The following is an 18,809-nucleotide window of genomic DNA, read 5'->3' on the forward strand; positions in this document are numbered from 1 at the left end:
AAAGGAGAACAGAAAGGAAGGTCATATGAATACGTTTATCGAAACGCTCAGTGAGAGAAAAGAAGAATTATTCGCAGCAACATTTCAGCACTTATCTATTTCATTGATTGCATTATTGATTGCCGCAGTGATTGCGATCCCACTTGCTATTTGGGCAGTCAACCATAAAAGAATGGCAGAATTTTTGTTACAAGTAACGAGTGTGCTGCAAACTATTCCCTCACTTGCACTTTTAGGATTATTGATTCCATTTGTAGGGATCGGCACTTTACCGGCGTTGATCGCCTTGATCTTATACGCCTTATTACCGATATTTCAAAGCACTTATATAGGATTAGCAGAAATCGATCCATCAATCGAAGAAGCAGCAGTTGCTTTTGGGATGTCTCGTTTTCGAAGATTGATCAAAGTAGAGTTACCCATCGCGCTGCCTGTCATTATCTCAGGTATCCGCACTGCGTTAGTATTGATCATTGGTACAGCAACATTAGCAGCCTTGATCGGTGCTGGCGGGCTAGGAACATTTATCTTACTAGGGATCGATCGGAATACACCTGTTTTAACTTTGATCGGCGCAATCAGCTCCGCCTTGTTAGCTATTGTTTTCAGTAGCTTGATCCGTCTATTACAACACTTGAAACCTCGTTATACGATGATCACTTTAGGCTTGATTTTGACTTTAGTCGCAGGTGCTTCCATTTATCAAACTGGTTTCTTGAAACAAGAGAAAATCACGATTGCCGGTAAGCTTGGTGCAGAACCAGATATATTGATCCAGATGTACAAAGGATTGATTGAAGAAGAAACCGAAGCGGAAGTCGAATTAAAACCGAATTTCGGTAAAACCAGTTTTCTATTCAGCGCTTTAGAAAACAAACAAATTGATATTTATCCTGAGTTTACTGGAACAGTATTAGAGAGTTTGGTTACAGTTCCAGAATCAATCAAGGACCAAAAATTAACAAAAGAAGAAACGTATCACGAGGCCAATAGACTGTTAAATGAACAGTTCTCAATGACACTTTTAAGTCCGATGGCTTATCAAAACACATATGCTCTTGCTGTTAAACGTGACTTTGCGGATGAGCACCAATTAAAATCAATTTCTGATTTAGCTAAAATCGAGAATCAAATCAAGGCAGGGTTCACGTTAGAATTTATCGACCGTGCGGATGGGTACAAGGGGATACAGGAACTTTATCAGTTAGATTTTCCGAGTGTCCAAAGCATGGAACCTAGTTTGCGTTACCAAGCAATAAATAATGGTGATGTCAATGTAGTTGATGCCTATTCTACCGACAGTGAACTGAAACAATACGATTTAGTCGTCCTAGAAGATGACCGAGGCTTGTTCCCTACCTACCAAGGCGCACCATTGATGAATGAAGATTTTGCCAATGATCATCCAGAAGTCGTGGCAGCTTTAGAGAAACTTAGCGGCAAAATAACGGAAGAACAGATGCAAACGATGAATTACCAAGTAAATGTCGAGAAAAAACAACCAGCTGAAGTGGCACGACAATTTTTGGTTGACCAAGGTTTAGTGAAGGAGGGTAACAATTGACCGAACTGATTGAATTTAAAAACGTCCAAAAAACCTTTAATGACAAGTATGCAATTAGACAATTAGACCTTTCGATCAATGAGGGAGAGATCTTTGTATTGGTAGGTCCTTCGGGAAGTGGAAAGACAACTTCACTAAAAATGATCAATGGACTCTCTTTACCAAGTGTCGGTGAGGTATATTTCAAAGGTAAATCATTAAAGGACTATAACTTGCAAAAAATGCGTTGGCAAATGGGATATGTCTTGCAACAGATTGCATTGTTTCCAACGATGACTGTCAAACAGAATATCGAAGTGATCCCTGAAATGTTAGGCTGGGAAAAACAGAAACGATCCGAGACTTCGGATCAGTTACTGGCAAAAGTTGGTTTAGATCCTGATATCTATCGTGATCGAATGCCACAAGAATTGTCTGGAGGAGAACAACAGCGTGTAGGGATCATTCGGGCGTTAGCAGCCAATCCTGAAGTGATCTTGATGGATGAGCCTTTCAGTGCGTTGGACCCTCTATCAAGAACTTCCTTGCAGGAGCTTGTTTTATCACTTCATAAAGAATTAGGTACGACGATTGTTTTTGTTACCCATAATATGGAAGAAGCAATTAAACTAGGGGATCGCATCGCTGTGATGAAAGAAGGGGCATTGATCCAATGTGATACACCAGAACAATTATTGATGCATCCTAAGAATGACTTTGTACGTAGTTTCTTCGAGGAATCGATCCAAGAAAAAGATCAGACAGTTGAACAACTTGTACTTGCTGGCTTTTTTGAGAAAGAGATCACTGAACAACGAAGAGTGGTTCAGCTTGATACACCACTAAAACAATTATTTGCTCAACTAGAAGCAGTCGAAACAGTCAACATCTATAAACAAGAAATTCCGATTGGATCGATCTCCAGAGAAAATGTCTTTGCATTTCTAAGTGGGAAACAGAGTTGATTTGGATGTTTTAGACAGGTGAACCATGACTTATTTAGATAACTAGACACAAAGAAGTAGTAGTTCAATAAAAGTTATTTAAAAAAATATTAGAATAACAAATAAAGAAATGATTGAATAAAGGCGTTGATTTTCGGATGCTTTTATTCGATCATTTATTATTACGAATATTATTTAACTGTAAATTAAAAATATCTCATGTTATCTTCATTTTTCTTATAGACATAAGACGATTTATATTTTAAAATTATGATTAAGTAATAGTACATATATTTTTGTTGAAATCTTATTTCAATGATAAATCTAAATGAAAATTGAATAATCATATAAGAAAAAAAATGGAAAAATCACAGACGGGGTGTTATTTTTTTGTTTATTACTGTGCTTTTTTATTAGATTTGGGGGAGTAAAATGAAAGGAATATTAAATAAACAAAGTACAAGGCAATTAGCATTATTAGAATTGCTATGGGAAAATGAATGGTTGACCGTATCGAAAATTGTCCAAGTCATCGGGGGAGTCGAAAAGACGATACGAACGGATATCAAACATTTAAATGAAATAATCAAACCGCTTAAAATTGAAACATCTTTTAAACACGGGGTTTTCTTGGATAAAACACTTGGGGTCTCAAAAACACATCTTTATTCTTTGTTTTTGCAAAACTGCATCGAATGCCAGATCATCGAAGAAATTTTTATCAATCCGAAGCTTTCTAAAGGTGAGTTATGTGATTGCTTGTTTATCTCAGAGACACAGTTGAACCGCTTGTTGGCCAAGCTAAATACAGTTTTAGAAAAATTTTCAATACAAATCAGTCATGAATTGACGATTGAAGGTTCAGAGATAAATATTCGTAAATTATTTGCTAGTTTGATGTATGAAAAATATCTGTCTGCGGAAACGCTTCTTTTAAAAGAAGAGTTTGACCTGATCGATCGATTGATCCAATGTTTTTATGAGGAAAACATAACGATCATTGAAGCGAATGACCAACATCATTTTTTATTAAATAAAATACATTTAAAAGTACTAGCTGCGCTATATCGATGCAAGCAAGGCGCTTTTATAGAAAAAAAAGCAACTGTTTTTAACTACAAAACCATTTTGAATGACGAAGAATTAAAACGTAGATGTAAAGAATCTTTTGAAATTGAACTGAATGAAGACATATTATACAATTTATTTGCCAACTATTGCGAACCTTTTAAAGTGACCGGAGCTTGCCAACAGTTTGGTATGTTTCAATCATCCTTACATAGTAAAATTGAACGACTGATCAAAGATTTATCTCAACGATTTAATATCGAGTGTTCCCATAGTGATACATTGATTGTGGACATTTTATGGAGTAGTTTTCGAATCACTGGGCCGACTTTCATATTGAACAATGTGATTGAAGAATTTGTTTTAGAATTAATGGGTGAAAATCAAACAATCATGTTTGAATTAAGAGAGTGTTTTGCAGAAATATATGAAGAACTTGAACTTAAACCGTTTGATAAGAAAAATATGGTGTATCAATCGATCTATAGTTTGGTTACACAGTGGACTGATTTTAGGATCGAGATGAAAAAGACCCATCAGATCAAGGCTGCATTGATCTTGGATGTTCCCATTGGTCATTTGCGTATGTTGAAGGAAGAAATTGAAATGCATTTTAGAAGTACATACTCCGTTGATATCTTGTCACCATTTGATCTGTTAAGCCAAGTAAAATTAGAAAAATATGACTGTGTGCTGACAGATGTTTGTACAATCCGAGGGTCCATCGAACAACCGAGGGTGATTGGCATCCCACATTATTTCGATAATGAGTTCATTCACAAATTACATACTTTTATTATAAATAGAAAAGAAAGTATCAAGTTATTTAGAAAAGAACTTGTGATGTAATCTGTTTAATAATCCAATTTATTAGATATGCCTATACTGGCATATCTTTTCTTGTTCTTAATTAATAAAAATGCAAAAAATCATTGATAAATATCTGTTTTGGAAATGGTTATCAATCGAATGATCACTGAACAAATGAGAGCACCTTAATTTTTTAAACTATACCAATTTTTTGAATGATAGAATTATTGACATTTTCAATACATTTACCTATAAGTTCTAATGTTATTTTACCAAGCAGTCGGTAGATTGAGATTATTTTTAGATAAATCACTATGTTAAAAATAATGTAGACGTTCAATATTTTTTGTTTGGAGAGGTGGAAACGAAATGAGAGAAATCTTAGATGGACGTTTGAAACGTCAGTTGAAGATTTTGGAAATATTATGGGATACTCAGTGGATGACGACAGCTGAATTAGCCGAAATGATCGAAAGCTCAGAAAAAACAACTCGAAATGATCTTTCACAAATCAATGAGATGATTGCACCGCTGACAATTGAAACCTCCTTTAGATCAGGAGTATTGCTAAAGAAAAATCTGAAAACACCCAAAGCATTCATCTATTCCAAAATTTTGAGTAAAAGTTTGGAATATACCTTACTTGAGACACTATTTTTTAGAAGAGTAAGTTCAAAAGACGATCTAAGTGATAGTTTATACATATCTGAAACACAAGTATCACGTATTATTAATCGAATCAATCAAGTCATCAGTAAATATGAATTTAAAATCAATAATCATCTCGATATTGTAGGTAATGAAGGGAATATTAGAGATTTTTTTTCTGCCTTTTTTGCAGAAAAATATAATTTACCTGAGAATTTAATGAAAGGCGATGATATCTCTCTGATCACGGATATCATCGAAGTATTTGTAAAAGAGAATACGATCTGGGCATTAGTCAATAATGACAATCATTTATTTTTAGGAAATATGAAATTTCATTTATTTATTTGTTTTGTTCGTTTGAAGCAAGATTATCAGTTGATCTCGAGGAATGTACCATTTATTTTCCAACATTTCGCAAATGAAACAGAACTTTTAGGACGTATCAATGAAAATTTTGCCGTCAATTTAAGAGAAGAAAACCTCCAACAACTTTTCTATGAGTTTTATCAACCGATTCATCCGACTTTACGATTACAATATTTAAATGTCCAAGTTGATGCAGTAAATCAAAAAAATAAACTAAATCAAGTAATTGAATACTTGGAAAATAAGGTCGGTATAGTTTGTGAAAATCGTGATCAATTGATTCATGATATTTATTGGACAACCATGAATATGGTAAGACCCACCTATATTTTACATAATAAGAAACAAGAATTTTTTCAAAACGTAAAAAGAGACAGTCCTACACTAGTGAAAGATCTAGAAGACCGATTTTTTGAGATTTATCAGACATTAGGATCTGCATTTCATAGCTATCTAGATGAAATGATCCATCAATCCGTCTTCAAGTTGTTGACTTCCTGGTCAGATCTATGGGTACAAGTACGGAAGCAAAAGATAAAACTCCATGTCGCGCTATTATTAGATAGTTCTTATGATCATATGCGTATGCTCAAAGAGGAAATCAAATTTTATTTTCGACATAATATCAATATAGAGATTCTCAACCCTGCGACAAAAATAAAAAATGATTATCTAAAAAAGTTTGATTGTCTTCTGACAGATATCTATTCCAATGACTATTTTGAAGTGCCTACTCTTGGTATTTCTAACTATTTAGATGAAGCGATCATTGATAAATTGGTCGAGTACTATCACATCAAAGTGGATGAACTTGCTGAGATTTGATCGACTATACAAAAATCAGTTGGCAATTGTTTCAGGATAGTTTATTCGATTCCGCGATAGATCGCTCAATTATTTCTTTTGGTGGGAATTATTAAGAAAAGTTCAAACTGATTGGTTAAAATAATATGTTATTTATTTTTTCTTGGTTTCATATGGACTCTATAATGCTATTTTATCACTGTTATATATGGGGTATTGGTCAATTATTGTAAGTCTGGTTTGTATTTGTTACTAAAATAAATAACTATATATTCTTATTTTATTTACCAAACTGGCGGTAAAACTTGGTTTTAAAAGTGCTGGTTTTTTAAGGATAATTGTTTTGTGGGAATCGTGTCGTTTATATTAGGAGGTGAAGGGTAAGATAAAAAAGACGATGTATTACATGATAGGTGTGTTGTTGTTATGCGTTATGAGTCCAACTGTCTATCATGCTCAACAATCAGAAATACAAACAGTTCATGTCGAAGCAACGATCGGTGATTTAGGTAATAGTTCCGAAAATCAAGACGACACAGGGCAGAGTACCCAAAATGAAGAACAGCAAGCTACAGGTCCAACATCAAACAAAAGTGAAGGTTCTTCCTCTAATTTCCCACAAACTGGGGAACGTTTGACCAATGGAATTGCTTTGATCGGTTTATTGCTTACTCTTTTTTCGATAGGATTGTTTTATACATTCAATCAAAAAGAAGAACGACTACAAAAAATTTAGTGAAATAATATAGATTATTTCAGCAAGGAGAGAAATTCAATATGAAGAAGCTAAGTAATTTAGCGATTGTATCTACAATTTTATTAAGTGGTTTAGGACTTGGTTCAATGAACGCTGCTGCCAATGACTTGGGATGGATTCCTGGACAACCAGACAATTCACCAGGTCAAACGATCAAAGGTGATGATAAAGCAGATGTTCAAGTTTCAGGATGGATCGGAGAATGGGATCCAGTTGATCCGGAAGATAAACGCTATATCGATATCACGATCCCAACGACTGTAAGATATGCAAATGCAATGGCAGAAGACGGAACGCCTCAACCAGAGATCGTTTCCCCATTATATGCAATGACAAATAATTCAACTTCACATAGAGTGATGATCGAAGTAGATAGTTTTGCGGAGACAAGCTCAACTGGGATCACTCAAGATTTGTTCTTTACACCATTAAATGAAGCAGCGGTTCGTTTGCAAAGTGCTTCTGGACAGTTCTTGAATACTCGTACTTACTTGACAACTATCGGAACAGGACAAACAAAATCCTTGAAATTTGAAGGAGCAATCACTAGTCCTTTCCAACAAGATGTTATTGTGACACCTGCATACACGATGTCCTTCCATTTTTCTGCATTAGCTAACTAATCTTAGCAAAGTTGATAAGTATTCCATTACCTATTTTAGTAGAAAGAGTCTGAATAACAGACTTTTCAGTTATAATTTGAGAAAGGAGGTTGAGAAAAATGGCACATAGTAATAATATTGAAAAAAAGAATCATAGTAAAAAGAAGAGAACTTATATCTTGTTTTCTTTGCTACTCGTATGTCTTGTAGCAGGGATCGGCGGATACTTTTATTTTAATCAATCTCCTCCTCAAGTAGTGGCAGGATTGCCTGATTTAGATGATCATCTGTCAAGATTGAGTAATGAAGATATTTTAAAAGCAATGCAAGATCAAGTAGATAAAGACAAAATGCGTATTCTTTTGAAACATGATATAGAAGTTGATAAAGAAGGAAAAGCGAGTGTCGATGTACGTAATAATGGTCAGAATGCATTCAATATCCAAGTAGAATACTATCTAGCATCAAATAATAAACAATTGTATAAATCAGGATTGATTCCTCCAAACAACCGAATAGACTCTATCCCTTTTGAGAATCTACCTGATGCTGGCAGTCATGATGTTAGAATTTTATACAATATTTATAACGAAGAAAAATTGGTCAATACAACAACAATCGATGGTACAATCAACATTAGTTGATCGCTGATTGAAGGGAACATAAATAAAAAATGGAAGGCTCTGAAAATAGATTATCTATTTTCGAGCCTTCCATTTTTTTATTTAACTTTTAACTCAATGATAAATCGTTCTTAGTACCAACCGTTAGCTAACCAGAAAGCTTTGGCTGCATCCCAAGAGCCATAACGAGAAGCCACATATTGTTCTGCCACTCTTTCTTGATTGGCAGCAGAGTAGTCACCGTTCAAGTAAGAAGAGTCTAATTGGTAACGGCCGATATAGCGTCCGTTTGTTGCTGTATAAGAACCGCTAGACTCTTTTTGTGCGATCCATTCTTTGGCATCGTTCGTACCAGTTGAAACAGCGACTTCAGTAGCTGGTGCTTGTTCTACAACTGGCGCTTGTTCTACTACAGGTGCTTGTTCCACTACAGGTGTTTCCACAACTGGAGCTGTTTCTTGAACAGGTTCCACAGGTGCTTGAGTAGCGACAGGTGCAGCTGCTTGCTCACCAGTAGGAATAGTTAATTCTTGACCTGAAAAAATCAGGTGAATGTTTGAGATTGAGTTAGCTTCGGCAATTGTTTGGATCAAGGAGTTGTCACCAACGTATTTTTGAGAAATCGTTGATAAAGTATCACCTGATTGAACAGTGTAGGCTTCGTCTGCGTGTGCAGAAGTACCCATAAATAATGCAGCGCCGGCGGCCAAAGTTGTTCCAAAAAGAATAGTTTTAAGTGATTTCATGAAAGATCTCCTTCGTATTTTAAAAAGTTATTTTGATTAGCTGTTTTCGCTAACGAGTAATACTTTACCATGAGGAGACATTTCATAGGTGATAAAAACGTAACAGTTTATGACAAAGCTACCTTTTTTGTAATATTCAACGAAACATATGTAATCGAAAAACGCTTTCTTTCCTTTAATTAAAAGAATGTATGTTCTCATTTTTTGATGAGAAAAATTAGTTAAGAAAATATTAAGCGGGTAATAAATATGTTTTTTTCTCTTGTAGAAGATAAAATGGGTGGCTATCTATCAGTCATAATAGCTATTCTTAAGCCTGTTGACGACAATACAAAGGAGTAAATAAAAAAAACATGGAGCAAATGGTTGCCCCATGTTCTAAAAAAATCAAATCCCAATTATTGATGTTCTACACGATTGGAGATCATTGGAAAGAATTTCAAACAATAAATAGCACAAATCCCAACAATAATATATATAGCTTTAGCTAAAATAGTCGTAGAACCGCCTGCAATCGTCGCAACTAAATCAAATTCTAATAAACCGACTAACAACCAGTTCAATCCTCCAACAATCAACAATGTTAAAGCAATCATATCTAATGTTTTCATTGAAATTACCCCTTTCCTATATGACATACTATTATTATAAAACAATTAAAGAATTTGTACTAAAATATTGCCTGTAATTTAATTTATAGTCCTTTCATTTCAACGTTTTATAGAATTTGAAAATTTAAAAATAGATATGTCTTGACAATAGACAAGTAAAAGATTAGATTTAGCTGGTTATAAAATAATAATATCTATTAAGGAGAAGAACATGAAAAAAAAATGGATGATTACTGGATTGATTGCATTGTTGCTAGGGGCTATTGGTTATACGGGCACACGGTTTGCAGGAGAAGTTTTATTCTGGGGTGGAGAATCTGATATCACTAAGATCAACGAAAATTTAGAAAAACTTGATCAACAGTTAACAAGCCATGATCAAAAAATCACTGACTTAAATAGTCAATTAGCAATAAAAAATCAAGATCTTCAAAATATACAAACAAAAGCGCAAGAATACCAAACAAAGATCACTGACTTGGAAACGCAAAAAAGCCAATTGGTTGCCGAACATGCGAACTTACAAAATCAATTAAAAAGTAAAGAAAACCAACTAAATGACAAACAAATCGAAATCAACAATAAGATCAATGAAATAACTCAAAAAATAAACGAAATCAATACCCTAAATAGTCAATGGAATACTAGACTCCAAGAAATCCAGGGCAAATATACAGAGATGCAAAGTACGGTTAATCAGTTAAACGAACAAATCAGCCAATTAAATCGAGAAAAAACAAATTTGCAAACTGATTTAGCAACCGCGAAGAAACAATTAGAAACTATTTCAGCAGAAAATAGTAATTTGAGAAGTTATATCGCACAATTAGAAAAAGCGAGAAACGATGCAAAGCAAACGGCGGAAAAATCTCAACAAATCGTTGATCGCCAAGTGAATAAGTAGACGTTAAAGATACTTTTTTAGAGTTGTTTTTCCAAGGAAAACCACTTGAAAAACGGAACGTTTGTTCGTATAATGATGATGAGGGGAGAGATGACAATGGAAAGAAAATATGGAACAGTCTCAAAAATCAGAACGATCAAACTAGGGGAACGACCACTGATCCGTTTTACTTTAGGCTCAGAGAATTGCTTGATTGCTAATCATAGTCTTAATTTTATTGCCGATGTAGATGAAGGAATGAAGATATTTGTGAAAGGCTACTATAATAACCGTAAGCAATTTGTCGTCAAAGACTACACGGTATTAGAAAAACCAAACATTGTTGTCGCTTTTGAAAATAGTCTCTTCCCTAAACAGAAGATCATCAAATGAGAGAACAAAGTCAATGTTCGATATCAAGAACTAATGGATTACTCTTATATAGGTAGAAAAATTGTAAATTGACTCGACGAACTGCCTTGTTTTTTTAATAACAAACAAAAAAACTCATGGCATAAACCATGAGTTTTACTTATTTATGCAGACGATGGGATTTGAACCCACACGAGCTTACGCTCACAAGACCCTCAATCTTGCATGTCTGCCGTTCCATCACGTCTGCAAGAAACAACACTTTAATCATAGCGAGTAACGAAATAGATGTCAAGATATGAAAGAGGAAAATCATGAATAAATATGATGGGGAATTTTCAATTTTAGGAATGGTGGCAGGCATTATCATTGGATCTGCATTCGGACAATTGACCATGGGAATATTCTTAGGTGTGATTATCGGGATCGCTATGGATTGGGCAGCAAATCTTTGGAACGATCGGCATGAGAAATAAAAGTAAAAAAAGTTGATTTTCATCTAGGATTTCTTTAAAACGGTGGCAAAATCCAGATGAATGGAGTATGATATGAAAATAAATGGGTATAATCAGAAATTTCTAACTTTTTTGAAACGAGGGATTGGATCACTATGAGAGAATTTGAAAAATCCAACAAATTAGAAGGCGTAAGTTACGATGTCCGCGGACCGGTTCTTGAAGAAGCAGAACGAATGCAAGAAGAGGGCATCAGTATTTTAAAATTGAATACGGGAAATCCAGCACCATTTGGATTTGAGGCACCAAATGAAGTAATCCGTGATTTGATCATGAATGCCAGAGATTCAGAAGGCTATTCGGATTCAAAAGGGATTTTTTCTGCACGAAAAGCGATTGAACAGTATTGTCAATTGAAAAAATTTCCAAATGTGACGATCAATGATATCTATACTGGTAATGGGGTCAGTGAGCTGATCACGATGTGTATGCAAGGGCTGTTGGACAATGGCGATGAAGTATTAGTGCCAATGCCAGATTATCCTTTATGGACAGCTTCTGTTTCTTTGGCTGGAGGAAAACCAGTTCATTATGTATGCGATGAACAAGCCGAATGGTATCCAGATATTGAGGATATCAAATCTAAAGTTACCAGCCGGACAAAGGCAATCGTGATCATCAATCCTAATAATCCAACAGGGGCTTTATATCCGAAAGAGTTATTAGAAGAAATCGTGAAAATTGCACGAGAACATCAATTGATCATTTATTCAGACGAAATCTATGATCGTTTAGTGATGGACGGCTTAGAGCATATCCCGATTGCGACTTTAGCACCTGATCTATTCGTTGTCACATTGAATGGCCTATCTAAATCACATCGTGTGGCAGGATTCCGTGTCGGCTGGATGGTGTTGAGTGGTGACAAATCAAATGTAAAAGGCTATATCGAAGGGTTGAATATGCTTTCCTCTATGCGTCTTTGTTCAAATGTCCTGTCACAACAGATCATCCAAACTGCCTTAGGGGGCTACCAAAGTGTGGATGAATTGCTATTGCCAGGTGGACGGATCTACGAACAAAGAGAATACATTTATAATGCAATCAATGATATCCCTGGATTATCAGCTGTTAAGCCGAAAGCAGCTTTTTATATCTTTCCAAAAATCGATACGAAACGCTTCAATATTACCAATGATGAGCAGTTCGTATTAGATTTTCTGCACGAGCACAAGATTTTACTTGTTCACGGAGGCGGTTTTAACTGGCCTGATCCAGACCACTTCAGAATCGTTTACTTACCAAAATTAGACGATCTAAAAGTAACAGCGAAAAAAATGCGTGAATTCCTGACAACCTACCAACAAAGATAGGAAATGTCATAATTTGGCTGTTGTGCGTGTGTATTAAGTAGGTAGTATTAAGCGTAAGCGAGTAACTGACGGGACAAATCAAGATTTTATGAAGTAAGTGAATCACTATAACAATTGGAATCAACGATTCTTATGGGCGTTTGCTTACTTCACTAAATCAACCGTTTTTGTCTGAGTTTTATTCTCATTTGACACCTGCAAATAACCAGTTTCGAGTAATAGCCAACGAGTAGTAAAAACGATGTGATTGGCAACTATTTTTATAAAGTAAATACGACTTCACCTAAAAGCCGTCCCGATACCGAGGCGTTTTTTTAATGTCAATTTTTGAAAAATGATTCGTTGCTATTGGACTTTTCTTGAAGTTTACAAAGTAGTCAAGTACAATACATGTAGTCATGCGAATACGCATATTTTTTTGAGAGGGGGATACTTATGGAAGCATTAGTCGATTCCTTTGGTACGATCATCAAAGAAATCCGAAAAGAACAAAAAATGACTCAACAAATGCTTTCACAAGGCATTTGTTCTCAAAGTGTGCTGAGTAGAATCGAAAATAACGAAGAGTTACCAAATGTATTAGTGATGGCTCAGATCTGTCACAGGCTTGGTGTAACGATCGATTATGTCATGAACTTATCCAAGGACAAGATTCGAGCAGCAACTAGACAGTTTGATCTTCTGGATCTTTACTTTTTAAAAAGAGATTATCGTAAATTAGAACAAGAACTAAAATCAGCGAAGGTGACAGAGAATCTCTATTCAGCTGAGGATTTTCAACGGTATTATTATTATTTAGGTGTTTGTGAATTTACATTAAGGAAAAACCTAGTAAAGGCACTTAGTTACTTGAAAGAAGCATTGACTTACTCCAGCCAAAAAGATCGGACACATGTCTGTGATATCGAGATCCAATTGATCAGCTGTATTGGGAAAGTCTATGGGGTTGCAGGGAGAAGTACAGAAGCAAGATATTATTTAAGTCGTAGTGTCCAACTCTTGCATGATACGATCAACGAGCATAACAAAAGCGAATTGACCCAGATTTTTTATAATTATGGTAGTTTTCTATTTCATCAAGGAGAACGCCAAGCAGCTCTTGAACAAGTGAATCAAGGGATTCGTTGGGCACAAGAAAAAAATAGCTATTATTATTTAAATGATTTATTTATTCTAAAAAGTTTGATCTACAAACAGCAAAATGAACTATCAAAAGCATTGTTTTATGAAGAATTAGCTCAAGCAGTAAAAAAGATTGCTAAAAGTATATAAATGGTGTAGACCATTCTTGACTTCTTTCGTAAATAAGAGTAATTTAAAGGTAGATCATCAAAGGAGAGAATAGAATGAGAACTTATATCTATGCTGACAAATTCTTTTTAGCATCTGGTGTGAAAAACACTGGATATCTTGAAATCACTGATGGGCTTTTTGGCGAATATCTTTCAGAAAAACCAGCTGGTGAAGTAACGATCATTGATCAAAGCGGTAAATGGATCGCCCCTGGACTTGTAGACACACATATTCATGGGTTTATGAATCACGATGTTATGGATAATGACGCAGAAGGAATCAAAGCTATGTCAGAAGGTTTGTTATCTTGTGGGGTAACTGCCTTTTTACCTACAACATTAACCTCTAGTAAAGAACGTTTAAGAGATGTGGCAGAGACGATCGGAAAAATGTACCATGAAGCTCCTGGCGCTAAAATCAAAGGGATTTATTTTGAAGGACCATTCTTTACAGAAGAGCATAAAGGCGCGCAAAACCCAAGTTATTTTGGCGACCCTGATTTGGCAGTCTTCAATGAATGGCAAGAAGCTTCAGGCGGATTGATCAAAAAAATCGCATTAGCACCAGAACGCGCAGGTGTCGAAGAATTTGTAAAACAAGTGACAGATGAAGGCGTTGTCGTTGCTTTAGGTCATAGTAATGCAACGATCAATGAAGCACAAGCAGCTGTTGAAGCAGGTGCAAGCGTGTTTGTTCATGCGTTTAACGGGATGCGCGGCTTGAACCATCGGGAGCCAGGTATGGTCGGCGCATTATTATCATTGGATCACGTATTTTCTGAGTTGATTTGTGACGGTCACCATGTCCATCCAAATGCAGCACAGATCCTGATGGAAAAAGCAGGACATGAACATGTGGCTTTGATCACGGATTGCATGATGGCTGGTGGAATGCCTGATGGTAACTACAATTTAGGTGAGTTCCCAGTAGTCGTAAAAGATGGAACAGCTCGTTTAGAATCTGGAAATCTAGCTGGAAGTATCCTAAGATTAAAAGAAGCAATCAAAAATGTCGTAGATTGGGGCTTAGCTACACCAGAACAAGCCATCATGATGGCTACGTACGTTCCTGCAGTTAGCTGTAAGATCGACGATACATGTGGAAAGATTGCTAAAGGAAGAGATGCTGATTTCATCGTCTTGAATCCTGACATGACCTTAGATGCCACTTATTTAGATGGTATTGAACGTTATCATGCGTAAAAAAGAATAAATGAACAGCCAAAAGGAAGAAGCAACTCCTAGCTTTACTCTCTTTTGGCTGTTTTTTTGTGGTGTTTTTTAGATAAATAGTTGGTTACTGGATCAATACTTCTAAGCGTGTAATAAATTCATTCTGGTCATTGGTTTCATGGAAATCTACGAGATAGAGTTCATAAAATGGACCTTTTAATTCTAGTTGATGTGTTTGTGCATATTTTTTCATTTCTTGAATGCCTGTGACTTGTTGCTCATAGGCTCCTTGGTAAGTGTAGGTCAAGTATTTCCCGGATGGTAACGTGGATACCTCATTGATCAAAGAGGCAGTTTCTGGATAGAAATAAAAGACTTGATAGGCAAAAGGATCTGACTCTTCATGTAAGATACTTCCAAATAAATTTTGATTGTTGGCACTGAGGTGTTTCTCATGTTTTTTATGCAGTTGTTTCAATGCGTAATCGACATCATCGCTAGTCGTCATTTCATCGTCTTTGATGACTTGACGTAATTGATGTTCCATCACGATCGGTTGATTGAATGGAGTATCTTCTACTTCATAGATCAACTGTAAGCGATCATCTAATAAGGCGATTTTTTCTTTTGATTCTGCAATCAAACGATGCAAAGAATCAATTTCAAATCGTAAAAGTTCTTTTGTTCGATCGATATTTTTATTATTCAGATATTCGACGATCTCAGGCAAAGAAACATCAAAATATCGCAGATCGCGAATCGTATTTAGTTGTTCTAATTCTTTGTACGAATAATTTCGATAACCGTTATCGTCATAATCTGGTTGGATCAAACCGATTTTTTCATAGTAACGTAAAGTATGTGGGGTAATATCGTATAATTTTGCTAATTCATTGATTTTCAATCGATTCACTTCCGTTTGATTTTATTTATACTTTATATCTGTTCCTCATTTTACTATTAGTTGATTCAAAAAAGCGAGTATTTTTAAATTATTTACACAAAACCCTTGACCTTAGAGTTACTCTAACCTGTAAGCTGATTATAGATTAGTCAGTGTTGGAGGAGAAAAAGTATGGAATGGTATAACAAGTCAACGGAAGAAACAATCAAACAAGTTCAAGTCACAGAATATATCACAGAGAGTGATCGGCTGGAACGTCAACAAAAATATGGAAAAAATAAAATGGAAGAAAAAGATCAAACACCAGAATGGCAAAAATTCTTATCTTATTTCCATGACGCGTTGATGTACATCTTATTAGGGGCAGCGATATTGAAAGTTGCAACTGGTGCATTGATGGAAGGTGGCATGATCTTTTTAGTTGTTTTTCTAAATGCGATGATCGGGTACTTCCAAGAACGAAAAGCAGCTTCTTCTTTAGATAGTATCAAAGGATTATTGAGTGATAAAGCAGTGATTTTAGAAGATGGTAAAAAACGAGAGATCGATCCGGCAGACTTGGTCGTCGGCGATCAAGTAGTCTTGACTGCTGGAGATATCGTACCAGCAGATGTTCGGATCATCGAATCATTCAATTTACAAGTGGATGAGGCGATTTTAACAGGAGAAACACATTCTGTCAGCAAAACTGTTGATAGCTTACCTGAAAATACAGAATTAGCTGAACAAGTAAATATGGCTTTTTCGGGCACAAAAGTTGAATCTGGCAATGGATTAGGTGTCGTTGTTGAAGTAGGTTCGAATACTCAAATCGGTAAAATCAGTCATTCTTTATCAACTGTTGAAGAACAAGAAACCCCGTTATTGAAGAAAATCAAAGAAATGAATACAAGTATATTTAAAGGAATCAGTGCGTTGATTTTATTAATTGCTCTTGTTTCGTATTTTTATTACGGTATGACATGGGGCTATATTGCTACGGCGATCATTGCTTTGATCGTTTCTTCGATTCCAGAAGGCCTGCCGTCGATTTTAACGATCATTTTGTCGATTGGCGTGAATCGAATGGCAAAGAAGAATGCCATTGTAAAAACATTGCCTACAGTAGAAACCTTAGGTGCGATGACGGTTATTTGTTCAGATAAGACAGGGACATTGACAAAAAATGAAATGTCTTTAGTTCATATAGCGACACTAAATGATTGGTATACGCCTGAATCATTTACACAAGTAGCACATACAAAAGTCGAAGAATATTTGTTACAAGCGATGCATAATTGTCAAGAAACACAATTAGCAGATGGAGATTGTCCTGAAACAGGAAATGCAACAGAACTTGCATTATTACGTTATACAAATACGCAACAGGCAATAATCCATTCACCTATTGCCAAAATTCCTTTTGATTCAGCGTATAAATACATGGGAACTGTTCATGAGATCAATGGCAAGAAAATCTTGTTCGTAAAAGGTGCACCGGATGTATTGATCGAAAAAGCGGGACAACAAATGGATGCTAGAGGTATGAGCCAGTCGATCGATAAAAAACGTTGGCATAAGAAAAATGAGGATTTAGCGAGTCAAGGGCAACGTGTGTTAGCTTTTGCGATGAAAGAAATCGGCGATGAAGACTTATCTCATGATGCACTAGATGAAGCATTGATGATGATTGGCTTATGCGGTGTGATCGACCCACCAAAAGAGTCAGCAATCGAAGCAGTGAAATCAATGCAACAAGCTGGAATACGTGTCAAAATGATCACAGGCGATCATCCACTGACAGCGAAAGCCATCGCAAAACAACTAGGATTGCAAAATCATCAAACAGCAATCACAGGAAAAGAGCTGAATCAACTGTCAGAGCAACAATGGCAACGAGCAGTAAGTGAAAACGATGTATTTGCGCGAACCACACCAGAACATAAATTGGCAATCGTTTCTCATCTACAAGCGCAAGGTGAAATTGTTGGGATGACCGGCGATGGTGTAAATGATGCACCAGCATTGAAAAAAGCTGACGTCGGGATTGCTATGGGAATCAAAGGGAGCGATGTTAGTAAGCAAGCAGCAGATATGGTTTTAGTCGATGATAATTTTGAGACGATCGCTTATGCAGTCAAAGAAGGACGTCGGATATTCGACAACTTGAAGAAAACGATCCTCTTTTATTTACCAACATGTTTGGCGCAAGGATTATTGTTACTTTTCTCATTGATCGGAAACTACCCATTACCGTTGACGACTGTGCAAATCCTATGGTTGAATCTAGTTGCTTCGATCACCTTGTCCTATGCTTTAGGATTTGAACGGGCAGAAAAACAAGTGATGAGTCGACGACCACGACCATTGAATGAACGGATTTTGTCACGATATGCGTTGATGCGCATTTTGTATGTAGGGATGATCTTGACGATCTTAGGTTTAACTGCGATGGAATATGTCTCAAACGATGCACGTCAGACGGTGTTGATCAATGCGATGGTGTTTGGTCAAGCGTTCTACATGATCAATTGTCGTAGGATCAGCGAATTTAGTTTAGATAGAGGATTATGGAAAAATACCGCATTGTTTTATTCAATTGGGATCATGATCTTGCTTCAAGCCGCGATGATCTGGTTCCCACCATTACGAATGGCTTTAGGAACAAACCTACTATCAAGTACGGAAGTCGTCATCAGTCTTTTACCTGGATTACTTTTATTCTTCTTAGTAGAAATCGAAAAATATGTTTTATCAGCTAGAAGTTACAGGGTAGGTGCTTGATCATCCATATTATTGAAAAAAACATAGAAAGATACCAAAGTAACTAGGTGCTTTTTACTCACACTAAAC

17 protein-coding genes and 1 tRNA gene are annotated in these 18,809 nt (G+C 35.9%); 14 read left to right on the forward strand and 4 right to left on the reverse strand.

What is annotated here, in order from left to right:
- The first annotated feature begins 25 nt into the window (after positions 1 to 25).
- From IGI79_RS05635 to IGI79_RS05665, 7 genes are all read left to right on the forward strand, one after another.
- Entirely contained in the window at positions 26 to 1,564 is a 1,539-nt protein-coding gene (locus IGI79_RS05635) for an ABC transporter permease/substrate-binding protein (protein ID WP_066025372.1), read from the forward strand.
- Complete coding sequence (locus tag IGI79_RS05640) at positions 1,561 to 2,508, forward strand: ABC transporter ATP-binding protein (protein WP_104776821.1); 948 nt, start codon at positions 1,561 to 1,563, stop codon at positions 2,506 to 2,508. Before IGI79_RS05635 ends, IGI79_RS05640 begins: the two co-directional genes overlap by 4 nt.
- A gap of 411 nt (positions 2,509 to 2,919) precedes the next feature.
- Positions 2,920 to 4,404 carry a helix-turn-helix domain-containing protein gene (locus tag IGI79_RS05645; protein ID WP_104776829.1) on the forward strand — a complete coding sequence of 495 codons (1,485 nt, stop codon included), beginning with the start codon at positions 2,920 to 2,922 and terminating at the stop codon, positions 4,402 to 4,404.
- A 330-nt stretch (positions 4,405 to 4,734) separates the two neighbouring features.
- Positions 4,735 to 6,207 carry a helix-turn-helix domain-containing protein gene (locus IGI79_RS05650; RefSeq protein ID WP_104776828.1) on the forward strand — a complete coding sequence of 491 codons (1,473 nt, stop codon included), beginning with the start codon at positions 4,735 to 4,737 and terminating at the stop codon, positions 6,205 to 6,207.
- Between the two features lie 376 nt (positions 6,208 to 6,583).
- Positions 6,584 to 6,922: an LPXTG cell wall anchor domain-containing protein gene (locus IGI79_RS05655; protein WP_065096554.1), complete on the forward strand. Its 339-nt coding sequence runs from the start codon at positions 6,584 to 6,586 to the stop codon at positions 6,920 to 6,922.
- A 41-nt stretch (positions 6,923 to 6,963) separates the two neighbouring features.
- A complete protein-coding gene (locus tag IGI79_RS05660) occupies positions 6,964 to 7,566 on the forward strand; it encodes a hypothetical protein (RefSeq protein ID WP_019723589.1) in 603 nt (200 codons plus the stop codon).
- 98 nt (positions 7,567 to 7,664) lie between these two features.
- Complete coding sequence (locus IGI79_RS05665) at positions 7,665 to 8,189, forward strand: hypothetical protein (RefSeq protein WP_019723590.1); 525 nt, start codon at positions 7,665 to 7,667, stop codon at positions 8,187 to 8,189.
- 110 nt (positions 8,190 to 8,299) lie between these two features.
- Here the strand turns inward: IGI79_RS05665 and IGI79_RS05670 are convergent, their stop codons facing one another.
- Together IGI79_RS05670 and IGI79_RS05675 are read right to left on the reverse strand one after the other, a co-directional pair.
- Positions 8,300 to 8,914 (reverse strand): LysM peptidoglycan-binding domain-containing protein, encoded by a 615-nt coding sequence (locus IGI79_RS05670; protein ID WP_019724622.1) that lies wholly within the window; start codon positions 8,912 to 8,914, stop codon positions 8,300 to 8,302.
- A gap of 398 nt (positions 8,915 to 9,312) precedes the next feature.
- A complete protein-coding gene (locus tag IGI79_RS05675; RefSeq protein ID WP_010735711.1) occupies positions 9,313 to 9,525 on the reverse strand; it encodes a DUF378 domain-containing protein in 213 nt (70 codons plus the stop codon).
- Positions 9,526 to 9,736: 211 nt separating this feature from the next.
- Here IGI79_RS05675 and IGI79_RS05680 point away from each other — a divergent pair, with 211 nt between their 5' ends.
- Together IGI79_RS05680 and IGI79_RS05685 are read left to right on the forward strand one after the other, a co-directional pair.
- Positions 9,737 to 10,429: a DNA-directed RNA polymerase subunit omega gene (locus IGI79_RS05680; protein WP_104776280.1), complete on the forward strand. Its 693-nt coding sequence runs from the start codon at positions 9,737 to 9,739 to the stop codon at positions 10,427 to 10,429.
- A gap of 96 nt (positions 10,430 to 10,525) precedes the next feature.
- On the forward strand, positions 10,526 to 10,801 hold the full coding sequence (locus IGI79_RS05685) for a hypothetical protein (protein ID WP_019724534.1): 276 nt from the start codon (positions 10,526 to 10,528) through the stop codon (positions 10,799 to 10,801).
- 146 nt (positions 10,802 to 10,947) lie between these two features.
- Here the strand turns inward: IGI79_RS05685 and IGI79_RS05690 are convergent.
- Positions 10,948 to 11,030 (reverse strand) — tRNA-Leu (locus IGI79_RS05690).
- Between the two features lie 64 nt (positions 11,031 to 11,094).
- On the opposite strand from IGI79_RS05690, the gene IGI79_RS05695 reads away from it, so the two are divergent.
- The 4 genes from IGI79_RS05695 (at position 11,095) to nagA (ending at position 15,103) form a co-directional block, all read left to right on the forward strand.
- The gene (locus IGI79_RS05695; protein ID WP_019724415.1) at positions 11,095 to 11,256 is read left to right on the forward strand and encodes a hypothetical protein; all 162 of its coding nucleotides are present in this window, start codon (positions 11,095 to 11,097) and stop codon (positions 11,254 to 11,256) included.
- A 134-nt stretch (positions 11,257 to 11,390) separates the two neighbouring features.
- Entirely contained in the window at positions 11,391 to 12,608 is a 1,218-nt protein-coding gene (locus IGI79_RS05700) for a pyridoxal phosphate-dependent aminotransferase (protein WP_019724414.1), read from the forward strand.
- A 435-nt stretch (positions 12,609 to 13,043) separates the two neighbouring features.
- Positions 13,044 to 13,880, forward strand: coding sequence for a helix-turn-helix domain-containing protein (locus tag IGI79_RS05705; protein WP_010735706.1), 837 nt, complete (start codon positions 13,044 to 13,046; stop codon positions 13,878 to 13,880).
- Between the two features lie 74 nt (positions 13,881 to 13,954).
- A complete protein-coding gene (gene nagA, locus IGI79_RS05710) occupies positions 13,955 to 15,103 on the forward strand; it encodes an N-acetylglucosamine-6-phosphate deacetylase (RefSeq protein WP_104776281.1) in 1,149 nt (382 codons plus the stop codon).
- Positions 15,104 to 15,197: 94 nt separating this feature from the next.
- Here nagA and IGI79_RS05715 read toward each other — a convergent pair whose 3' ends face one another.
- Complete coding sequence (locus IGI79_RS05715; protein ID WP_258080082.1) at positions 15,198 to 15,986, reverse strand: MerR family transcriptional regulator; 789 nt, start codon at positions 15,984 to 15,986, stop codon at positions 15,198 to 15,200.
- A gap of 162 nt (positions 15,987 to 16,148) precedes the next feature.
- Here IGI79_RS05715 and IGI79_RS05720 point away from each other — a divergent pair, with 162 nt between their 5' ends.
- Positions 16,149 to 18,740 (forward strand): HAD-IC family P-type ATPase, encoded by a 2,592-nt coding sequence (locus tag IGI79_RS05720; RefSeq protein ID WP_065096829.1) that lies wholly within the window; start codon positions 16,149 to 16,151, stop codon positions 18,738 to 18,740.
- The last annotated feature ends 69 nt before the right edge of the window (positions 18,741 to 18,809 follow it).

Source organism: Enterococcus sp. AZ084 (assembly GCF_051714905.1).
Taxonomy (GTDB): Bacteria; Bacillota; Bacilli; order Lactobacillales; family Enterococcaceae; genus Enterococcus_B; species Enterococcus_B pernyi.